We start from the raw sequence: 19,196 nt of genomic DNA on the forward strand, positions 1-19,196 counted from the left end.
CCCCCTATATCGAGTGTGTGCTGGTCTTCTTCATGTTCACCTCTGCGGTGAACTACACACTTCACTACAAGTTCCTGCGCGGCGACAGTCGCCCATATGCGGACGACGAGCTGAGGCTCTTCTCGCGAATAGTGATCATCGCCGTGACCGCGACGACGGCGGTTCTCTACTCAAATGGGCTCTATACGGGCGTGTTGGAGTCGCTCAGATATGCCGCCTTCCAGGTGGTCAGCGTCGTGACGTCCACCGGCTTCTGCACGGCCGACTACGATGCCTGGCCCCCGTTCATCCACTCGGTATTCATCTTTCTCATGGTTGCCGGAGGGTGCGCCGGCTCGACCTCCGGAGGTATCAAGAGCATAAGAATCCTCGTCCTGGCGAGGCACATCCGCGCTGGTATGACCTCCGCCCTTCACCCCAGAGGGGTGGTCAGGGTGCGCATGGGAGAGAGGGCGGTGCGAGGCGATGCCGTGGCGTTGGCCTCGGCCTTCTTCGTGCTGTACATCGCCGTCCTCGTAGCAGGGGCGCTCTTCATGGCATGGCTGGGGCTCGACTTCACGTCGGCCTTCACCAGCGCCGCCGCCGCGCTGGGCAACACGGGGCCGGGACTGGGCGCAGTGGGGCCGGCGCGGAGCTACGCCGCAGTCCCTCAGGCGGGCAAGTGGGCGCTGTCGCTCTTGATGCTGCTGGGGAGACTTGAGCTCTTCTCCGTGGCCGTGCTCATCATGCCCGATATGTGGCGGCGCTAGCCTGCGCAGGAACGCCTGCGGACAGCGCTGGGACGACGATAAGCTCCACGGTGTTACGGTCGCCCAGGCTCATAGGTATTTTTATCAAAAAGCCCTCTTGACATATTCAGGAATTACAGTACCATAATGCCAGATATGAGAGAGGAGAGAGAGCCTTGAGCGATGTGGTTGCCGTCTCCGAGGCCGCGTCACTTGCATTCCACGGAATGGCGCTGCTGGCCTCGGGCGGGAGAATGAGCGCGAAGGAGATGGCCGAGGCGGTGAACGTCTCGGAGGCGCACCTCGCCAAGGTCTTCCAGAGGCTGGCGCGGGAGGGGCTCGTCTCCTCCACGCGCGGCCCGGGGGGAGGATTCGAGCTCTCCAGGCCGGCGGAGGAGATCACCCTTTACGACGTCTACGTCGCCATCGAGGGGGCTCCGACTAAGGAAAGCTGCCTTCTTCGCAGGGATAGGTGCCCTTTCGGAGGATGCATCCTGGGCTCCACGCTGGGGGATATCAAGAGGGAGTTCATCGACTATCTGAAGAGGGTGTCGCTAAGCGATCTGCGGGGAGGGGAAGAGGGATGAGCAAGGTCATGCGGAGGATTATCAGGATTGACGAGGATAAGTGCGACGGCTGCGGACAGTGCGTCGACGCGTGCCACGAGGGGGCCATCCAGATAGTGGACGGCAAGGCCAGGCTGGTGAGTGACATCTACTGTGACGGACTTGGGGACTGCATCGGCGAATGCCCCAGGGGCGCGATCAGCTTCGAGATGCGCGAGGCAGCGCCGTACGACGAGGAGGAGGTCAAGAGGCGCATGGCGGAGAGGTCGGCCGAGAAGTGCGACGGCACTCTGCCCTGCGGCTGCCCCGGCTCTGCGGTGCGCGACCTGCGTGAGGGCATGGAGAGGGCTGACCACGCCTGTGCCTGCGCTGGGCCCGCCAAACCGGAGCTTATCAACTGGCCGGTGCAGATACGGCTCGTCCCGGAGAACGCCCCCTGGCTGAAGAGGGCCGAGCTGGTGGTTGCCGCGGACTGCACGCCCTTCGCCTTCCCCGACTTCCACAGGGAGTTTCTGGCCGGCGGCAGGGCCTGTCTGATAGGCTGCCCGAAGCTGGACGACGCGCAGGGCTACACGGAGAAGCTGGCGCGGATCATATCGTTCAACGAGATCGACTCGATAATCGAGGTGCGCATGGAGGTCCCCTGCTGCGGCGGGCTCACGAGGATACTTGAGAAGGCGTGCGAGGAGTCGGGCAGGAATATATCGCTGAAAATTTACACAATTGGTGTCCGAGGCGATATAATCGACAGAGAGACGATACGCTTCTCGCGCAGATAGCGGGTTTTACCGCGGACAGAAGGATAATCTATCAGGGATCAGAGAGAATAAAGGAGGTATATACGAGTATGTTCTGTTTTCAGTGTCAGGAGACTGCGAAGAACCAGGGGTGCACGATAGCCGGGGTGTGTGGCAAGAAGGAGCCGACGGCGAACCTTCAGGACCTTTTGATCTACGTCTGCAAGGGGATCTCCGTTTACGGAGACGCCCTCAGGCGAAAGGGGACTGTCGACAGGGAGGCGGGGAGATTCCTGATCAGGGCGCTCTTCGTCACGATAACCAACGCCGCATGGGACGACGACGCGATCATCGAGTGGATCCGCAGGGGGCTGGAGGTTCGGGACGCAGTGGCCGAGAGGGCCAGGGCGGCGGGCGCCGCTCCGGAGGCTCTGCCGGACTGCGCCGTCTGGACGGCGTCGGGCAGGGATGAGATAGTGGAGAAGGCCAACTCGCCCGAGGTGCGAGTCACCTCGATGGATAACGAGGACGTGCGCTCGCTCCGAGAGCTTCTCATCATCGGCACGAAGGGAATCGCCGCCTATGCGGAGCACGCCGAGGTGCTGGGCTTTGAGAAGGACGAGGTCTACTCCTCTATGATGGAGGGGCTGGCCTCCACGACGAAGGAGCTCTCCGTCGACGACATGGTTGCGATGGTCATGAAGACTGGCGAGAACGCCGTCGCCACGATGGCGCTGCTCGACGAGGCCAACACGAAGACCTACGGCAACCCGGAGATCACCGAGGTCAACTTGGGAGTACGGGGCAACCCGGGGATACTTATCTCCGGACACGATCTGAAGGATATGGAGGAGCTGCTGAAGCAGACCGAGGGGACAGGGGTCGACGTCTACACCCACGGCGAGATGCTGCCGGCCAACTACTACCCGGCCTTCAAGAAGTACGATCACTTCGTGGGCAACTACGGCAGCTCCTGGTGGCATCAGAACAGGGAGTTCGAGTCGTTCAACGGCCCGATCCTGCTGACCACCAACTGCCTCGTCCCGCTGAAGAAGGAGAACACCTACCTGGACAGGCTGTTCACCACCGGCGTGGTGGGTTATCCGGGCGCGAAGCACATAGCTGACAGAAAGCCGGGCGGCGCGAAGGACTTCTCAGCGCTGATAGAGATGGCGAAGAAGTGCGCAGCACCCGAGGAGATCGAGACGGGCAAGCTGGTAGGCGGCTTCGCTCACGCTCAGGTGCTCGCTCTTGCCGACAAGGTGATTGAGGCGGTGAAGTCCGGTGCGATCAAGCGCTTCGTCGTGATGGCGGGGTGCGACGGCCGCTTCCCGTCGCGCGACTACTACACGGACGTGGCGAAGAACCTGCCGAAGGACACCATCATCCTCACAGCCGGCTGCGCCAAGTACCGCTACAACAAGCTCGACCTGGGCGACATCGGTGGCATACCGCGCGTGCTGGACGCGGGGCAGTGCAACGACTCCTACTCCCTCGCAGTTATCGCCATGAAGCTGAAGGAGGCCTTCGGGCTGAGCGACATCAACGAGCTTCCCATCTCCTACGACATCGCCTGGTACGAGCAGAAGGCCGTGGCCGTGCTACTGGCACTGCTTTTCCTCGGAGTCAAGGGGATCCGCCTCGGGCCGACACTGCCGGGCTTCCTCTCTCCGGCGGTTGCTGACGTCCTAGTGAAGAACTTCGACATCAAGCCTATCGGGACTGTCGAGGAGGACATCGCCGCGATGATGGCGGGCAAGTAGAAGCAGGCGGATCTGGACGTAGGGGCGCGGGGGCAGGTCTCCCGCGCCTTTTTTGATGCCCGGAGGTAGGCCGGGAAGCGGGTCGAAAATGGGAAAAGCGCCGCGCTTCTTGCGCCAAATAGGAATAATAGATATAATCATCCCGGTTCAGCATGAGACTTATCATTTCTGAAGGGATGGGTTTTCTCGATGAAGGGTTTCAATGATCTTCTCACGTCGCGCTACGGCCCGGCGGTCACAGGCGGCGTAGTGGGAGCGCTGGCGTCGCTCCTGGTCTACTTCGGCAATCCCGGTAATATGGGGATATGCGTAGCCTGCTTCACGCGCGATATCGCGGGGGCGCTCGGTCTGCACAGGGCGGGGGTTGTCCAGTATCTGCGCCCGGAGATACCGGGCTTTATTCTGGGGGCTTTCGCTGCGGCCTTCCTCGCGAAGGAGTACCGTCCGCGCTCCGGCTCCTCCCCCATGGTCCGCTTCTTCCTGGGCTTCTTCGCCATGATCGGCGCTCTTATCTTCCTCGGCTGCCCGTGGAGGGGCTACTCCAGGCTTGCCGGGGGCGACTGGAACGCGCTCGCTGGGATTGAGGGGCTTGTGGTGGGGGTGACCATCGGCATCGCATTTCTGTGGCGCGGTTTCAGCCTGGGCAAGGCGGACAGGTCGCCCGTCTGGGCCGGGTCAGTCATGCCGCTGGCGGCGCTTGCTCTGCTCGCCCTTCTTCTGCTCAGGCCGCTCTTCGGGCCGGAGGGCACCGGGCCTGTCTTCTTCTCGGCGTCCGGACCCGGAGCAGCTACCGCGCCGATAGCGATATCTCTTGCCGCCGGGCTTCTCATCGGCTGGATGGCGCAGAAGAGCAGGTTCTGCACGGTGGGGGCGATACGCGACCTCTTCATGTTGAAGGATCCTCACCTGTTCAACGGGATGGCGGCCTTCGTAGTGGCCGCATTCGCTACGAACTATCTGCTGGGACAGTTCAATCCCGGCTTCGAGAATCAGCCTGTGGCTCACACAAACCAGATGTGGAACTTCATGGGAATGGTCCTCTCCGGGCTTGCCTTTACCCTGGCCGGGGGGTGCCCGGGACGGCAGTTCATCATGTCCGGCGAGGGGGATGGAGACGCGGCGGTCTTTGTGATAGGGATGCTGGTGGGCGCGGCCTTTGCCCACAACTTCTCGCTGGCCAGCTCGGGCGCAGGCGTGACAAGCTACGGGATGACCGCAACCGTGATCGGCATGGTGTTCTGCCTGGCGGTAGGTCTTCTGTTTAAAATCAGGACGGCGGGGAGGGGTTAGGATGTCGGATACAGTAAGAGTTGATGCTAGAGGACTGTCGTGCCCTCAGCCCGTGCTGGAGACGAAAAAGGCAATCGAAGGTCTTTCTGCGGGGCGTGTGGAGGTGCTGGTGGACACTGCTACGTCGCGGGACAACGTCTCCCGGTTCGGGGGAAGCCGAGGCTGGAGGGTGGAAAAGGAGGAGCGTGAGGAGGGTTTCCTCGTCGTGCTCCTGAAGTAAGAGAACAGGAAGAGGCCGGGCGGGGAAATAAGCGTACGGCCTCTATGTGTTATTACAACGCCCGCACTTTCGGCCTAGTTGTACGCCAGGCGAAGCTCGGGGGTCGCGAGGGTCGGCGCGATCAGCTCCTGCCACATGGAGGACTTCTCACCGGTGATCGAGGCGGCGTCGGCCGAACCCGGCTTTACCGAGGACGAGCCCGAGCACTGGATAAACGTCGGCTTCGCACGAAACACGATGATGTCAGTCTTCGGCAAGCTGATCGACCTAGTCAGGGCAGGGAAGATACGCCGTTTCTTCCTCGTCGGAGGCGCGGATATACCGGTTGGAATGCGTCAAGGGGGGCTGCGGCCTCCTTTATTCCTTAGCAGGATGAGTCTGCCTACACGCCGTCTCAAGGACTCAAGGCCCGCATCCTAACAACCGATCAAAAAATAGTGTTCATCATCTACAGGAGGAGTGAATGAGTTGCGGATATTCAACAATATCTCCGCGCTTTTCGCAAAGAACGCGCTCGGTGTCTCCGAGAGCGACCTTCAAAAATCTATAAGACGGCTCTCGTCAGGGCTGCGCATCAACAGCGCGGCGGACGACGCGGCCGGGCTGGCCATCTCCAACAAGATGAGGGCCCAGGTGACGGGGCTGGACCAGGCGGGGCGGAACGCGCAGGACGGCATCTCGATGATACAGACCGCAGAGGGCGGCCTGAACGAGAGCCACGCCATCCTGCAGCGGATGCGCGAGCTTTCGGTCCAGGCGGGCAACGACACCCTGACCTCATCCGACAGGCAGCACATACAGCGGGAGATCGACCAGCTCACCGACGAGCTCAACCGCATCGCCACCACCACGCAGTTCAACAAAAAGAGGCTGCTGGACGGGAGCTCTTCGGTCCTCTGGTCGACCAGCTCAACCGGCACCCAGGTGGTGGTGAGAGGGGGGCTGCGCACCACGGACGAGTTCGGGCAGAAGGCCGTGCAGGATGGGAACTACGACATCCACATATCCACCATGAACCCCGGGCAGGCGCAGACGCTTAAGTCCCACGTAATGCCGATCTGGGAGGACGGCCAGGAGCTCTCGCTAAGGGATATTCCCGGCTTCTACGATAACGGGCGTTTCATCTTCGAGGATCCAGCAGTTATAGAGCTTAAACAGGGGGACGGCAGGTCGGCGCACGTCCTTCTTTACGGCAACGACACGATCCAGGAGGTCTGTCGCAAGTTCAACGACGCGGTGGCCTTCGATCTTGGACAGGCGTCTAACGCCAACGGAGATACAGACAAGTTTGCCGTAATATCCTCCGGCGTGCAGGGCACGGCGGAGTCGATAAGGCTGGAGAGCAGGACCACTCTCCCGGTGAGGCGCATAGACCAAGAGCTTGTCAACGGAGTGCCGGAGGGGCGCACTTCTGGCTCCATACCGTTTGCCGCGATAACGAAGGGTTCCGAAAATGTTGAGATACATATATATGACCGAGGAGCGCCCGACTCGATCCAGATCTTCACCCGCGAGGGGTTCCACGTGGCGGGTGTGTACCCTCCGGAGGTGCCGATAGACTTCACCCCCGCGAACGGCTTCCTTCCAGGTGCGCACTACCAAGGGCCGGGTCCGCTGGTCAACCCCCCGTACACTAACACTCCGCCTTATAACCAGGTGACCTGGGAGGGCGCGACAATAGCCTACTCAGGGTCGGACAACCCCGGAGGGGGGAATTGGAACGAATGGTTCACTGTCGACGTCGCGCCGGAGCATCTTCTTGTTTTCGTCACGGGCAGCGGAGCCTTCGATATAACCGCGACGTGGGATCTTATTGCTCCTGTGCACGACGACTACACCCTGACGGCGCCGATCATACTTCGATCCTCTATACCCGGCGAGGCTGGGAAGATCTCTCTCTCCGGGGACGACAACCTCCTGAAGGCGCTGGGCTTCTCCACGGTGCAGGAGGCTGAGGAGCCGGTGAGGCGCGTCGCCGTAAGGGACTCCCACAGCGGCAGAACCATAGCCTCGGGCGTCACAATGACTGGGAATCTCCTCTCGGGAGTGGTGCACCCCGAAGTGGACGTCGTACTGGAGCCTGCCGCAGGTTTCACGGCTTCGTGGAACGACGCCGGGAAGACCTTCGCCCTTGATGATCGAGACAGGGTGATAACAGTTCACCTTGCCGACAACAGCTCTGTCCTCCAGACTGGCGCGAACGAGGGCGAGGACGTCGGAATAATCTTCGGAGACATGAGCGCGCGCGGGCTTGGATTGATTCCGCCTCCGCCCTCCGTGGTCGACAGGGAGCTTGCGGGAAGGACGTTGACCCGTGTCGACAACGCGATGGATCGTGTCTCCCGGGCTCGCGCGCGGCTCGGCGCGTACCAGAACCGGCTGGAGCACACGGTCGCGAACCTGGCCGTGGCGTCGTCGAACCTTACGGCCTCGGAGAGCCGCATCCGCGACCTGGACATGGCCAGGGAGATGATGAACTTCACCAGGCTGAGCATACTGATGCAGTCCGGCACGTCCATGCTGGCCCAAGCCAATCAGCTCCCCCAGAACGTGCTGGAGCTGCTGAAGCAGTAGCCGCCTGTATTCGCTCTCCGGTAGCGATGCCGAAACAGAGAACGGGCCGAGGAGGCTGTTTTCCTCCCCGGCCCGTTGATTATCGAGCCGCCGCCTGCTTGTGTCATCCCGAGCGAACGCGAGGGATCCCGTCCTAGTTGTACGCCAGGCGAAGCTCGGGGGTCGCGAGGGTCGGCGCGATCAGCTCCTGCCACATGGAGGACTTCCACGTGTCCAGCGCTTCGTGGATCTTGAAGTACTTCTCCGGTATGGGGTGCGTCCCGACGACAACGGGAAGGCCGTACATCTCGCTGATGAAGCGGCGGAAGTAGTCTATCCGCGGACAGGGCGGGTACCCAACGACCATCCCGGTGGCCAGATGGATGACCGTTGCGCCGTTCTTCTTCATCTCGGCCGGGGCGTACTCGATGTTGCCCCCGGGGCACCCGTCGCAGGTGGTGTACCCCACCAGCTCGACCTCTCTGTCCTTGTAGACGCTGAAGGCGCCCTCTCTGTTGCGGAGCGAGCGCAGGCACTTGCCCCCTGCGCAGGTGTGGTAGCGGTTGCAGATGAAGATGCCAACCCGGACGATTTCGCTACTCATTTCAAAGACCTCCTCAAGTCGAGATTCCGGCCTTGCGGTCGTTTGGCTTCTGATGATTCTACTATAGACCTATCGGGTAATTTTGCAAGGCAGGCTTTCAAGGGGGCGTCCGGATATCGAACGCCCCCTTTAGTCTTATCCTATGATTCTGATAACCGCTCGCCTGCACATGTCCATGAAGGCACCGTAGGGCCGCCCGGCCAGGGTGAAAATCAGCGTTATGGAGACGGACGAAACGGCGATCTGTCTCCACGACGCGTCCGCCAGCAGCAGCACTATCACGTAGAGTGGAACCTGGAAGGCGACGAAGGCCACTGTGTCGCCCATGATCAGCCTCCAACGGTCGGTCCTGTCTATGTGCAGCAGGCGGAATAGCCAGTCCCGGAACCATCCGTAGGGCCTTCCGGTTATCAGGTTCACTGGGATCGCCGCGATGCGGGCGCTCACGGACTGGGCTAAGGTCAGCCCCGCCAGGAAGAGCTCGATCCCCATGCACATTGTCGTGGAGAAGGCGATCATGGCCAGTATGTCGGCAATCAGGAGGCTCACCCTTCGTCTCTTGTCGAATCTCGCGCCATGACCGTCGGCCACGTATACCACTCCCCTGTTATTTTTTCTTCAGACGCGCCAGCATGTCCTCCGTCATCCGGTCGAGGTCGTACTCCGGGGAGAAACCCCACTCCTCGCGCGCCGCAGAGCAGTCGAGCGAGTCGGGCCAAGATTCGGCGATCGACTGTCTGAGCGGGTCGACGTCGTAGTCCATTACGAAGCCCGGAATCACCTTGCGGATGGAGGCGGCTATCTGCTCCGGCTCGAAGCTCATCGCCGAGACGTTGAAGGCGTTGCGGTGGACGAGCTTGGCCGGGTCGGCCTCCATAAGCTGCACGACCGCGTTCAGAGCGTCAGGCATGTACATCATATCCATGTAGGTCCCAGGAGCGATGAAGCTTGTGTAGCTGCCCTTCTTGACGGCGTCGTAGTAGATGTGCACGGCGTAGTCGGTGGTGCCTCCGCCGGGGAGGGCTTCGTAGCTGATCAGTCCGGGGAATCGCAGGCCGCGCGTGTCCACCCCGAACCTCTTGTGATAGTAGTCGCACAGAAGCTCAAGGCTGACCTTGGCCACCCCGTAGATGGTCGTCGGCCGCTGGAGGGTGTCCTGCGGGGTGCTCTTCGCAGGGGTGGACGGGCCGAACGCCGCTATCGAGCTCGGCAGGAAGAAGGCTGCTCCGTGCGTTCTGGCCACCTCGAGCGCAGCGCAGGTGCCGTTAACGTTGATGTCCCATGACGAGACGGGATCCGCCTCGCCTTTTGCAGACAGTATGCCCGCCAGGTGGATGACCGTGTCCGCTTTGAACGATCCCAGTATATCAGAGAAAGCCGCCCCGTCTCGAACGTCAAGGATCTTAAAGGGGCCGCCCTCGCTGACGGGGCCCGGTATCGTCCTTCGGCTGCTCGTCAGCACGTTCTCCGCGCCGTAGAGCTTGCGCAGGTGGATGGCCAGCTCCACGCCGATCTGCCCGTTGGCGCCCGTGATCATTATCCGCTTCATTAGACGACTCCCATGGCCTTGCCGACCTGGCCGAACTTCTCAACCGCAAAGCGAAGGTCGTCCTCGGAGTGCGCCGCCGACACCATCGCCCGGATGCGCGCCGTCCCGCGCGGCACGGTGGGGAAGACTATCGCCGTGGCGAAGACCCCCGCCTCGAACAGCTTGGCGCTGAACTCCTTCGCCGCCGCTGCTTCGCCGATGATCACCGGGGTGATCGGCGTCTCGCTGTGGGCCGTGTCGAATCCGAGCGATTTCAGCTCTCGCTTCAGGAAGTCGCCGTTGCTCCACAGCTTTTTGACTAGATCATCGCTCTGCTGAAGTATCTCGACCGAGGCCAGGTTGGCCGCCACGTCCGGTATGGTCAGTGCGCTGCTGAACAGGTTGGTGCGAGCCTTCTGCCTGATGTAGTCGACAAGCAGAGCGCTCCCCGCCGCCATGCCTCCCATGACGCCGAACGCCTTGGACATAGTGCCAATCTCCACGTCTACCCGACCGTGCAGGCCGAAGTGGTCCGCTATTCCGCGCCCGCCGCGCCCGAGCACTCCCTCACCGTGAGCGTCGTCAACGGCGACTATGACGTTGTGCCTCTCGCACAGCTCCAGGATCTCCGGCAGCTTCGCTATGTCGCCGTCCATTGAGAAGACTCCGTCGGTGATCAGCAGCCTCTTGCCGGAGCAGGTGTGCTCCTTCAGCTTCGCCTCGAGGTCAGCCATGTCCGAGTGCTCGTAGCGGACCACCTTGGCCTTGGTCAGCCTGCATGCGTCGATTATAGAGGCGTGGTTGAGCGAGTCGCTGAAGATAATGTCGTCCGCGGAGTTGGCCAGGGTCGGGATTACCGCGAGGTTCGCGCAGAATCCTGACTGCACGACTATTGCAGCCTCGGCACCCTTGAACTCTGCCAGCTTTTTTTCAAGCTCTATGTGCGGGCTCATAGTCCCGGCGATGGTGCGCACCGCGCCCGGCCCAACCCCGTACCTGTCCGCGTACTCCTTCACCTTGCTCACAAGGCGCGGGTCGTTGCACAGTCCAAGGTAGTTGTTGGAGCACAGGTTCAGGTACCTCTTGCCGTCGATATGCACCCATGAGCCCTGAGGGCTCTCCAGCGTGCGGATAGTGCCATAGAACCCGCCGCGTTTCATCTCCTCCAGCTCCGCAGCGAGATAATCCATTGGAACCGCCATAGGGATCACTCCTTTACAGTTTGTGGCTCTGTATAAAGTATGCGGAAAGCCGGTCGCAGCGTCAATGAAGTATAATTTGGGGGGACTTCTTATAATTTCGAGCCAAAAAATATATTATTTCGGGAGGTATGCCCGATGGACGAAGAGATGACCCTTGAATCTCTCGCGGCGCGCAGCGCGGGGGACGCCTCCGCGCCACACTACATAGCGGGGGTGCTGAGGGAGGCCATCTATCGGGGGCTGCTGCCGGAGGGAAAACCGCTGCACCAGGCTCAACTGGCTCTGCGGTTGGGCGTCAGCCCCATCCCGCTGCGCGAGGCACTGCGCCTGCTGGAGACGGAGGGGCTGATCGCCTTTCGCGGCCACAGGGGAGCGGTGGTCACCGCCCTGTCGGTGGACGAGGCGCGGGAGCTGTACGAGATGATCTCCGCACTGGAGACCAGCCTGATGAGGATCGCATTTCCGCGCATAACCAAGCGAGTTGTGGAGGACGCGGCCAAAGCGCTGGACATGATGGAGAGAGAGGAGGACTGCATCAGGTGGCGCGACCTGAACCAGATGTTCCACAACCTCTTCTTCGAGCCCGCGGACAGGCCCCTGACCCTGGACATGCTGGCACGCCTGCGCCAGAAGACCGACCGAAACATCCGCATACACCTCGCCTCCATGAAGGAGGAGTCCCAGCGTCAGCACCGAGCCATCCTGGACGCTGTCGCAGCGCGCGACCTGGACGCCGCGCTGGAGGCCCTCGCCGCCCACCTGGCCTACACATCCAACGACCTGCAGTCGTGCATGAGGCGGAGGTAGGGGGGAGCCCGCGCCCTGGCTCGCTGCTTGCCTTTTTGCGCCTGTTGGTCCATACTATGCTGTAAGGAATACAGGGATAATCTTACTTTTAAGGAGGGTTCGCATATGGAACTCGCCAAGATCACGTCGAAAGGGCAGATCACGATTCCCGTGGAGATACGGCGAAGGCTCGGGGTGAAAAAGGGGGACAAGATCCTGTTCGTCGAGGATGAGGGCAGGATCTACATCCTCAACTCCTCGTTGGAGGCCATAAGAGAGGCCCAGGCGGCGTTCTCGGGCGAGGCGGAGCGAGCGGGGCTTAAGGACGAGTCCGACATCGTCTCTCTGGTCAGCGGGATCAGGCGGGAGAGAGCCGCAAGGTAGAATGCGGGTGATGCTTGACACCAACGTCCTGGTCTCACTGTTGCTTTTCCCCAATGATCGAATGAATGCCATGATGGAGTTCATCTTCACAAGGCATGAGTTGGTTCTTTCTTCATTCGTGATCGACGAACTGAAAGAGGTCGTGGAACGGAAATTCCCGACCAAGGCAGGATCAGTGGACACTCTCCTTTTCAAGATGAACTATAGCCTGGTGGAAACGCCATACGTGATGGACGACAGCCTGTTCGATATCCGCGACCCGAAGGACTATCCGGTGCTGTACACGGCGATCATCGGGGGTGTCGATGTTCTCTTGACAGGTGACAAGGACTTCGCGGGGACTGGCATTGAAAGGCCTCGGATAATGACTCCCGGCGGTTTTATGGACGAATTTCTCTATTGACGGCTAATGCGATCTCGAATACAGAGCTTATTGTGCTATCTTGAACGTATCCTTGCCATCGTCCCGAGCGTTCCTATCAACACCGAGGTCCCTCGTCACTTCGTTCCTCGGGACGACAGGGGTGCCGATTACGTTCGAGGCGACCGGGGCCGTTCCGAACGACGAAAACGGCGCTGTTCCGGTGGACGACGCCGTTGGCGTGATCATAAATGAAGCGGCGACAGGCGGGGGTGAGAGTGCCCTGGAAAGAGCGGGCATACCTGTTCCGGTTTTTTCCGTCAAACGTCCGGATTGAAGACCGCCGCCCCGGACTCGCTAGTCGTCCGGGCCGCGGTGGGCGGTCTCCTCCTCGTCGACCCAGTCCTCCTCCGTGTAGGACATGCCGTGCCGCCTGGGGACCTTCCGCTCCGGGCCCGGCCGGTACGAGGGGCAGCTCTTCGGGCCGTAGCAGAAGGTCTCGAAACGATACTTCTTACGCGACGGATTCCAGTGGTCGATGGTCATCTCCACCGGCATCCGGCAGCCCCAGATGCATTCCGTGCATTTCGCGTCGTAGGTACGGGCGGCCAGGCGACGATGCCCTCTGAAGCGGTAGGTCTCGAGGTCGGGAGGCAGGCCGCGAAAGGGCGGCCCTGCGGGAGTCTCGCCCTCGGCTTTCTTGACGACCTTGATCCCGCTCGTCTTGTAGAGGGACGCCGTCTCCTTTCGCTCGTCCTCGACCGGCGCGGAGCTGCCGCTCAGCTCCATGCCCGCCTCGAACCGGTGCTTCCTGTGCGCGGCCTCGCCGACTGCGATCAGGAACTCGCCGGGCTCTCCGTCGCAGGTCCCGTCGATGAGCAGCACATATCCCAGGTAGTTGTGGGATCGCTCGTCGAAGGACCTGGAGAGCCTGATGCGCGGCTGAACGGACACGACCCGTCCCGACCACGTCGTCTTCCCGGAGCTTGTACTTGAACCAGCCATTGATCTCCTCTCGCTTTCATCGAGTTTGAAAAGCACCCTGTGTATGCGGCGGACCTCGTCGTCGTCGTACAGTAAGAGAATTATTGCTCGGTTGAGTACAATAATTTCGACCGTCTCATCCGCCGAGATCAGCTTGAGCTCGTCGATCTGGACCGGCCAGCCCGCTCTTTCGTCGCCGTAAACGCCGTCCAAAGCGAACAGATCCTCGGTTTCAATCGCATCATGCAAATATGCGGTGATTTGATTGCCTTGCCATATGCTTACAGGCAGGTCTTCTAGTTTTGTCCCCTTTTCAAACGTCCCTCTGCGGTATTCGATCCGTTCCAGACGGTGTTCAAGACTCCGTTTCGTGCGTCCCATTCTGGTACCTCCATCACAATCCTCCGCTTCCGCTACGGATCAAGCCCGGCGTAGGCCAGCGCCAGTCTGGCCGCGATCCGCGCATTGTTGTAGACGAGCTGCTTGTTAGCCGCCAGGCTGCGCCCCTCCGTGACCTCGTTGAGCCTCGCCAGGATGAAGGGAGTTATCTCTTTCCCGCGCACGCCCTCAGACTCCGCCGCGTTCACCGCCTCCTCGATGCTGCGCGAGATCAGAGCAGGGTCCAGCTCGTGCTCCCTCGGGATCGGGTTGGCGACGACGATGCCCCCCGACAGCCCGAGAGACCACTTCAGGCGCATCACCCGCGCGATATCGCGGACGTCGTCGATCCGCTCGTCCAAGGGGAAGCCGCCGTCGCGGACGTAGAAGGCCGGGAAAAGGTCCGTGCCGTAGCCGATCACCGGCACACCGTGGGTCTCAAGCACCTCCAGCGTAAGGCCTATGTCCAGGATCGACTTCGCCCCCGCGCAGACCACCGCAAGTGGCGTGCTGGCGAGCTCCATCAGGTCCGCCGATATGTCGAAGGTCTGCTGCGCCCCCCTGTGCACACCCCCGATGCCGCCGGTCGCGAACACCCGCACCCCGGCGAGCGACGCACCTATCATCGTGCTTGCCACGGTAGTCGCGCCGTCCCCGCCGCTTGCCAGCACCATCGGCAGGTCGCGCCTGCTGACCTTGCGGACACCGGACGAGCGTCCCATGTGCTCCAGCTCCCCGTCGCTCAGACCAACGCGGATCACGCCGCCGATTATCGCGATCGTCGCGGGCATCGCGCCCTCTGCTCGGATGATTCGCTCGCAGGTGCGCGCGCTCTCCACATTCTCCGGGTAGGGCATACCGTGGCTGATGATGGTCGACTCCAGCGCGACCACGGCCCTCCCCTCGTTCAGAGCCGCAGCCACCTCGGGCGACGCCTTTACCCTGTCCTTGATCACCCTGTCGTCAATCATCCTGCTCCTCCTTGGTATCCAAATCCGCGCCGACGGACTCCACCGCCGACACGCTCATAAGCTCGCTCACCGCCCCGGCGCTCGCCAGGGTCAGGGCCGAGGCACACGACGCGAAGCGCGCCGACCTCTCCATCCCCCAGCCGCATAGCTCCCCGTAGACCACCGCCGCGGTGAAAGCATCCCCCGCGCCCGTGGCGTTCACGGGACTCACAGCAACGGCGGGCACCGTGCCGCACTCCTCCGGGGAAGCGTAAAACGCGCCCTCCGCGCCGAGCGTGATGTAGACCTTCCGCACCCCTCGGGCGAGGATGCGCCGCGCAGCCTCCTCCAGGCCTCCGTCGGAATTGATCGCTACCCCGGACAGGCAAGAGGCCTCCAGCCTGTTCATCTTCACGCAGTGAAAGCGCCCGAGAAGACTCTCCATTCGGCGGCATTTCCCCACCGACACAGGGTCCACGAAGACCCTCGGGCACAGATCCAACAGTCGCGCGAGCGCTGCCTCCGAAAGGCAAGCGTCGGCGACCGCGAGGGCCGCGCCGGACAGAAGCGGCGCACACTCGTCAAGGTGTTCGGCGGTCAGCTCGTCCAGGATGCTCATGTCCGACAGGGCCAGCGCCATGTCGCCGCCCTCGTCCATAATCGCCATGTAGACGGAGGACGATCGCCCCGGCAGCACCAGCGAATGCTCAAGCCCAACCCCGGCAAGGCCGCAGGAGGCACGGATCGCGCTTCCCCCCGCGTCGTCCCCCAGTGCCGTCACAAGCGAAACCGGCACCCCCAGGCGCGCCAGATTCTCCGCGATGTTCCTCCCCACCCCGCCCGGTCGGTTCTCCACCCTCCCCGGGTTGGAGTCGCGCGCAACCAGCACGGCGTCGGTGAAGCCCAGGATGTCCAGATTGGCCGCGCCAACGACGACTACGCGGCGTGTGCGATTGTTCAAATCTCAACCCCGCTTCCCTTTCCAGGTCGGACGACCTGCGCCGAGGCCATTCCCTGAACTCGATTTGGAAAACAAACGCCTTTCGGCGATCAGAGGATAAGCTTTTTGTCGGTGGTCTATCGACACCGCACCAAAAATAATGCTAAACGCCTGAGTTCATATCGCACGGCATCAGAGGAACTCAATGCTTGGAACAGAATTATACAGCAGCCGCGCCTCAAAATCAGTTATGGAAGAATTCAAAATCATCTCTTGACAAAAACAAAAAAAGTGATATAAATATTATGTATTTATGGTGAGGTGAAAGCCCCCAATCGGCCCTCCGGTCGAATTCGCTATCACGAAAGGAGTTGAAAAGTTTTGCTTGACCTCATGTTCACTCTATCGGGCGACACCATCCCGGCAGATCACGGTTATTATCTGCACTCGGCTCTCTCCGAACTCCTCCCGTTTCATCACGACAACAAGCAGCGCGGCCGCACGGGCGTGCACCCGATATCCGGAACCCTGTGCGGCGGCAGGAAGCTGGTCATAACCGACCGAAGCAGGCTGATCATCAGAGTTGCGAGGGACAGAGTCGCCGACTATCTGGAGCTGTGCGAAAAGAGACTTGAAATCGGCGACAGCAGCATCTTTGTCGGAGTCCCATCATCGAGAAGCCTTGTGCCGGCGGCGGCGCTGTGGAGCCGCCTTGTCACCATCAAGGGCTTCACAAGTCCGCCGGAGTTCCTTGAAGCGGCCCAAAGACAGATCGCCGACCTCGGCATAGAGGGGAAGGCCCGTCTCTTATTCAGAAAAGGCTTCTCCTCGAAGGAGGGCAAGACGGACAATCTGGCGAGCTCGCCCTTTGTCAAACGCACCCTCAACATAAAAGGCAGGGATGTGGTCGGCTTCTCCCTCGTAGTAGACGAACTGACCGCCGAGGAGTCGTTGACACTCCAAATGGCGGGCCTTGGAGGCCGTCGGAGCATGGGCTGCGGCATCCTCGTGCCTCTCCTCTAGGGCGAGCGCTATGGCGATTTTTGCGAAAAAGCCTGTTGTCATAGAGGGAGTGGAGCACGGAAAAACCCTGCTGCAGCACACTTTCGACGTGCTGGAGGCCTTGCACGCCCTGTTCGGCGACGAAGAAAGACCTACCCTGTTGGCGAAGCAGTGGCTCCGGTTCTTCCGAATCTCCGAGTCGGACGCCGCGCTCTTTTTTCAGAACGCGCGAATCGCCGTCATTCTCCACGACCTCGGCAAGTCCAACGAACACTTCCAGGCGGCCGTGAGGGGCCGAGGAGACCAGACGCTCCGCCACGAATTTCTAGGCGGGTGGCTGATTAGCCGCAAGCCCTTCAGGAGAGTTCTGGAAGCGGTGGAGAATGCCGATTTTCAAATCGTCCGGGCCTCCGTCATGGGGCATCACCTGAAGCTGGGAAGGGGAATTGCCGAGACGGCCGACTGTGAGAGGCCCTCGGTCGCGCTGCTTCCCGAAGGCATACAAAAGATCCTCGATCTCCTGACGAAGACCGTTCGCGTTTCGTCTGTCCCGAAGGATGCCATCCCGATACGCATAAATGTAAAGGGAGAGGCGGGGCAGTTCGCGGAGATAGAGCATGATCTGGAAAACGACTTCGACGACGACGGACGAACGGGACTGCTCCGCGCGGTGCGGACCGCGCTCATCCTGGCCGACGCGGCCGGTTCCGGCCTTGCGCGGGAGATGGGTAGATCGGTCCCGATCCCCCTGGCCGACTGGATCGGCAAGGCCTTCGACGACGGGGACATTCTCACCGGGCAACAGATAGAGGAGAAGGTCGTCGCTCCCCGATGCAGGCAGATAGAGGCCAAACGGGGGAAGCCTTTTGTCTTCTCCGACTTCCAGTTCGAGGCCGCCGAACTCCCGGATCGCGCCCTGCTGCTGGCCTCCTGCGGCAGCGGCAAGACCCTCGCCGCATGGAAGTGGGGAATGGGGGTCGCGTCTCGCCGTATCATCAGGCGGTTCATCTTCCTCTACCCCACCAGGGGCACGGCCACCGAGGGGTTCAAGGACTACGTCGCATGGGCGCCCGAGAGCGACGGCGCGCTGCTTCACGGCACGTCGAAATACGAACTCCAGGACATGTTCGACAACACCGACTCCCGTTACGACAAGGACTTCCTCGCAAACGACCGCCTCTTCGCCGTGGGCTTCTGGCAAAAGCGCATCTTCAGCGCCACCGTGGACCAGTTCCTCGCCTTCATGGGGCACGACTACAGGTCCACCTGCCTGCTTCCCCTGCTTGCAGAAAGCGCGGTCATCTTCGACGAAGTCCACAGCTTCGACGCGAGGCTCTTCTCGGCGCTTTTAGGCTTTCTTCGGGAATTTGACGTCCCCGCCCTGTGCATGACCGCCAGCCTCCCGCCCGGGAGGATCAAGCAGCTTGAGGAGAGCGGCCTCGAGGTCTTCCCGAAAAAACCCGAGAGCTACGCCGACCTGTGGAAGAACTCCTCCGCGCTTCGCTACACGGTGCGGAGAGCCACGAGGGACGAGGCCGTGCACGAGGTGGCTGAGGAGTGGAGAAAGGGTGGCAAGATACTCTGGGTGGTAAACACGGTGAAAAGATGCCAGGAGGCCGCCGAGGAGTTGGCGGCCATGCTCCCGGAGGCTCGGATAATCTGTTACCACAGCCGCTTTCGCCTCAAGGACAGGCAGGCAGCGCACAAGGAGCTGATCGCCGCTTTCCGCGAGGACGGCCCCATGATCGCAGTCACGACCCAGGTGTGCGAGATGAGCCTTGACCTCAGCGCCACCCTGCTTGTCTCCGAGTTCGCACCTCTCACCGCGCTGATACAGAGAATGGGGCGATGCAACCGCATCCTTGAGATCGAAGGCGGCGGCAGGGTCCTGCTCTATCCACCCGAGAGCGGGCGCCCCTATTCAGACGACGACATGAAGAACGTAGGCGACTTCGTGAACGAGATCGACGGACAGTTCGTAAGCCAGGTTCGTCTGCAGGAGCTTCTGGAAAAATACTCCCCCGCAACGCGCGAGATGATCAAACGTCTCTCGTTCATCGAAGAGGACGGCTTCGCGCGCAGCTCGGACAAGGGCATCCGCGACATCGACGATCACAGCGTTTCCGCGATACTTGAAAGGGACATCGGCGAATACTGGCGGCTCTGGAAGTCGGGATGCCCTGTTGACGGACTCGTACTCCCGGCGCCGTTCAAGAGCAC

General features: G+C 61.4%; 20 protein-coding genes and 1 pseudogene. 14 read left to right on the plus strand and 7 right to left on the minus strand.

All coding sequences use genetic code 11. From position 1 onward, the window contains the following. The 9 genes and pseudogenes from GX181_09715 to GX181_09755 all read left to right on the plus strand — a co-directional run. Positions 1-749, plus strand: a 749-nt coding sequence (locus tag GX181_09715) for a TrkH family potassium uptake protein (GenBank protein NLM72216.1), incomplete at its 5' end; no start/stop codon positions are given. A gap of 155 nt (positions 750-904) precedes the next feature. Continuing rightward, a complete protein-coding gene (locus GX181_09720; GenBank protein ID NLM72217.1) occupies positions 905-1,315 on the plus strand; it encodes an Rrf2 family transcriptional regulator in 411 nt (136 codons plus the stop codon). Beyond that, the gene (locus GX181_09725; protein ID NLM72218.1) at positions 1,312-2,073 is read left to right on the plus strand and encodes a 4Fe-4S binding protein; all 762 of its coding nucleotides are present in this window, start codon (positions 1,312-1,314) and stop codon (positions 2,071-2,073) included. The genes GX181_09720 and GX181_09725 overlap by 4 nt, the downstream gene beginning before the upstream one ends. Before the next feature lie 68 nt (positions 2,074-2,141). After that, on the plus strand, positions 2,142-3,794 hold the full coding sequence (gene hcp / locus GX181_09730; protein ID NLM72219.1) for a hydroxylamine reductase: 1,653 nt from the start codon (positions 2,142-2,144) through the stop codon (positions 3,792-3,794). 189 nt (positions 3,795-3,983) lie between these two features. Then, positions 3,984-5,084, plus strand: coding sequence for a YedE-related selenium metabolism membrane protein (locus GX181_09735; protein NLM72220.1), 1,101 nt, complete (start codon positions 3,984-3,986; stop codon positions 5,082-5,084). A gap of 1 nt (position 5,085) precedes the next feature. Beyond that, the gene (locus GX181_09740) at positions 5,086-5,304 is read left to right on the plus strand and encodes a SirA family protein (protein NLM72221.1); all 219 of its coding nucleotides are present in this window, start codon (positions 5,086-5,088) and stop codon (positions 5,302-5,304) included. 135 nt (positions 5,305-5,439) lie between these two features. After that, complete coding sequence (locus GX181_09745) at positions 5,440-5,724, plus strand: hypothetical protein (protein ID NLM72222.1); 285 nt, start codon at positions 5,440-5,442, stop codon at positions 5,722-5,724. A 48-nt stretch (positions 5,725-5,772) separates the two neighbouring features. Further along, positions 5,773-6,348 (plus strand): annotated as a pseudogene (locus GX181_09750) (flagellin). Between the two features lie 978 nt (positions 6,349-7,326). Beyond that, positions 7,327-7,878 (plus strand): hypothetical protein, encoded by a 552-nt coding sequence (locus GX181_09755; protein NLM72223.1) that lies wholly within the window; start codon positions 7,327-7,329, stop codon positions 7,876-7,878. Between the two features lie 133 nt (positions 7,879-8,011). On the opposite strand, the gene GX181_09760 is transcribed toward GX181_09755, so the two are convergent. The 4 genes from GX181_09760 to GX181_09775 all read right to left on the minus strand — a co-directional run bounded on the left by GX181_09760 (position 8,012) and on the right by GX181_09775 (position 11,191). After that, positions 8,012-8,461, minus strand: coding sequence for a CGGC domain-containing protein (locus GX181_09760; GenBank protein NLM72224.1), 450 nt, complete (start codon positions 8,459-8,461; stop codon positions 8,012-8,014). Positions 8,462-8,596: 135 nt separating this feature from the next. Continuing rightward, on the minus strand, positions 8,597-9,052 hold the full coding sequence (gene alaE / locus GX181_09765; protein NLM72225.1) for an L-alanine exporter AlaE: 456 nt from the start codon (positions 9,050-9,052) through the stop codon (positions 8,597-8,599). 16 nt (positions 9,053-9,068) lie between these two features. Next, a complete protein-coding gene (locus GX181_09770; protein NLM72226.1) occupies positions 9,069-10,010 on the minus strand; it encodes an NAD-dependent epimerase/dehydratase family protein in 942 nt (313 codons plus the stop codon). Continuing rightward, positions 10,010-11,191 carry a glycine C-acetyltransferase gene (locus GX181_09775; protein ID NLM72227.1) on the minus strand — a complete coding sequence of 394 codons (1,182 nt, stop codon included), beginning with the start codon at positions 11,189-11,191 and terminating at the stop codon, positions 10,010-10,012. Before GX181_09775 ends, GX181_09770 begins: the two co-directional genes overlap by 1 nt. Positions 11,192-11,326: 135 nt before the next feature. Here GX181_09775 and GX181_09780 point away from each other — a divergent pair, with 135 nt between their 5' ends. From GX181_09780 to GX181_09790, 3 genes are all read left to right on the plus strand, one after another. After that, positions 11,327-11,998 carry a GntR family transcriptional regulator gene (locus tag GX181_09780; GenBank protein NLM72228.1) on the plus strand — a complete coding sequence of 224 codons (672 nt, stop codon included), beginning with the start codon at positions 11,327-11,329 and terminating at the stop codon, positions 11,996-11,998. Positions 11,999-12,103: 105 nt separating this feature from the next. Beyond that, complete coding sequence (locus tag GX181_09785) at positions 12,104-12,361, plus strand: AbrB/MazE/SpoVT family DNA-binding domain-containing protein (GenBank protein NLM72229.1); 258 nt, start codon at positions 12,104-12,106, stop codon at positions 12,359-12,361. Position 12,362: 1 nt separating this feature from the next. Beyond that, positions 12,363-12,764 carry a putative toxin-antitoxin system toxin component, PIN family gene (locus GX181_09790; protein NLM72230.1) on the plus strand — a complete coding sequence of 134 codons (402 nt, stop codon included), beginning with the start codon at positions 12,363-12,365 and terminating at the stop codon, positions 12,762-12,764. 315 nt (positions 12,765-13,079) lie between these two features. Here the strand turns inward: GX181_09790 and GX181_09795 are convergent, their stop codons facing one another. From GX181_09795 to GX181_09805, 3 genes are all read right to left on the minus strand, one after another. Then, positions 13,080-13,727 carry a hypothetical protein gene (locus GX181_09795; GenBank protein NLM72231.1) on the minus strand — a complete coding sequence of 216 codons (648 nt, stop codon included), beginning with the start codon at positions 13,725-13,727 and terminating at the stop codon, positions 13,080-13,082. A 392-nt stretch (positions 13,728-14,119) separates the two neighbouring features. Beyond that, positions 14,120-15,055 (minus strand): pseudouridine-5'-phosphate glycosidase, encoded by a 936-nt coding sequence (locus tag GX181_09800; protein NLM72232.1) that lies wholly within the window; start codon positions 15,053-15,055, stop codon positions 14,120-14,122. After that, positions 15,048-15,995: a kinase gene (locus tag GX181_09805; protein ID NLM72233.1), complete on the minus strand. Its 948-nt coding sequence runs from the start codon at positions 15,993-15,995 to the stop codon at positions 15,048-15,050. The genes GX181_09800 and GX181_09805 overlap by 8 nt, the downstream gene beginning before the upstream one ends. 360 nt (positions 15,996-16,355) lie before the next feature. On the opposite strand from GX181_09805, the gene cas6 reads away from it, so the two are divergent. Next, positions 16,356-16,997 carry a type I-MYXAN CRISPR-associated protein Cas6/Cmx6 gene (gene cas6, locus GX181_09810; GenBank protein ID NLM72234.1) on the plus strand — a complete coding sequence of 214 codons (642 nt, stop codon included), beginning with the start codon at positions 16,356-16,358 and terminating at the stop codon, positions 16,995-16,997. A gap of 10 nt (positions 16,998-17,007) precedes the next feature. Further along, positions 17,008-19,196: CRISPR-associated helicase Cas3' (cas3, locus tag GX181_09815; protein ID NLM72235.1), on the plus strand; the 2,189-nt coding region annotated here is incomplete at its 3' end.

This window comes from Synergistaceae bacterium (assembly GCA_012521675.1).
Lineage (GTDB): Bacteria > Synergistota > Synergistia > Synergistales > Aminobacteriaceae > JAAYLU01.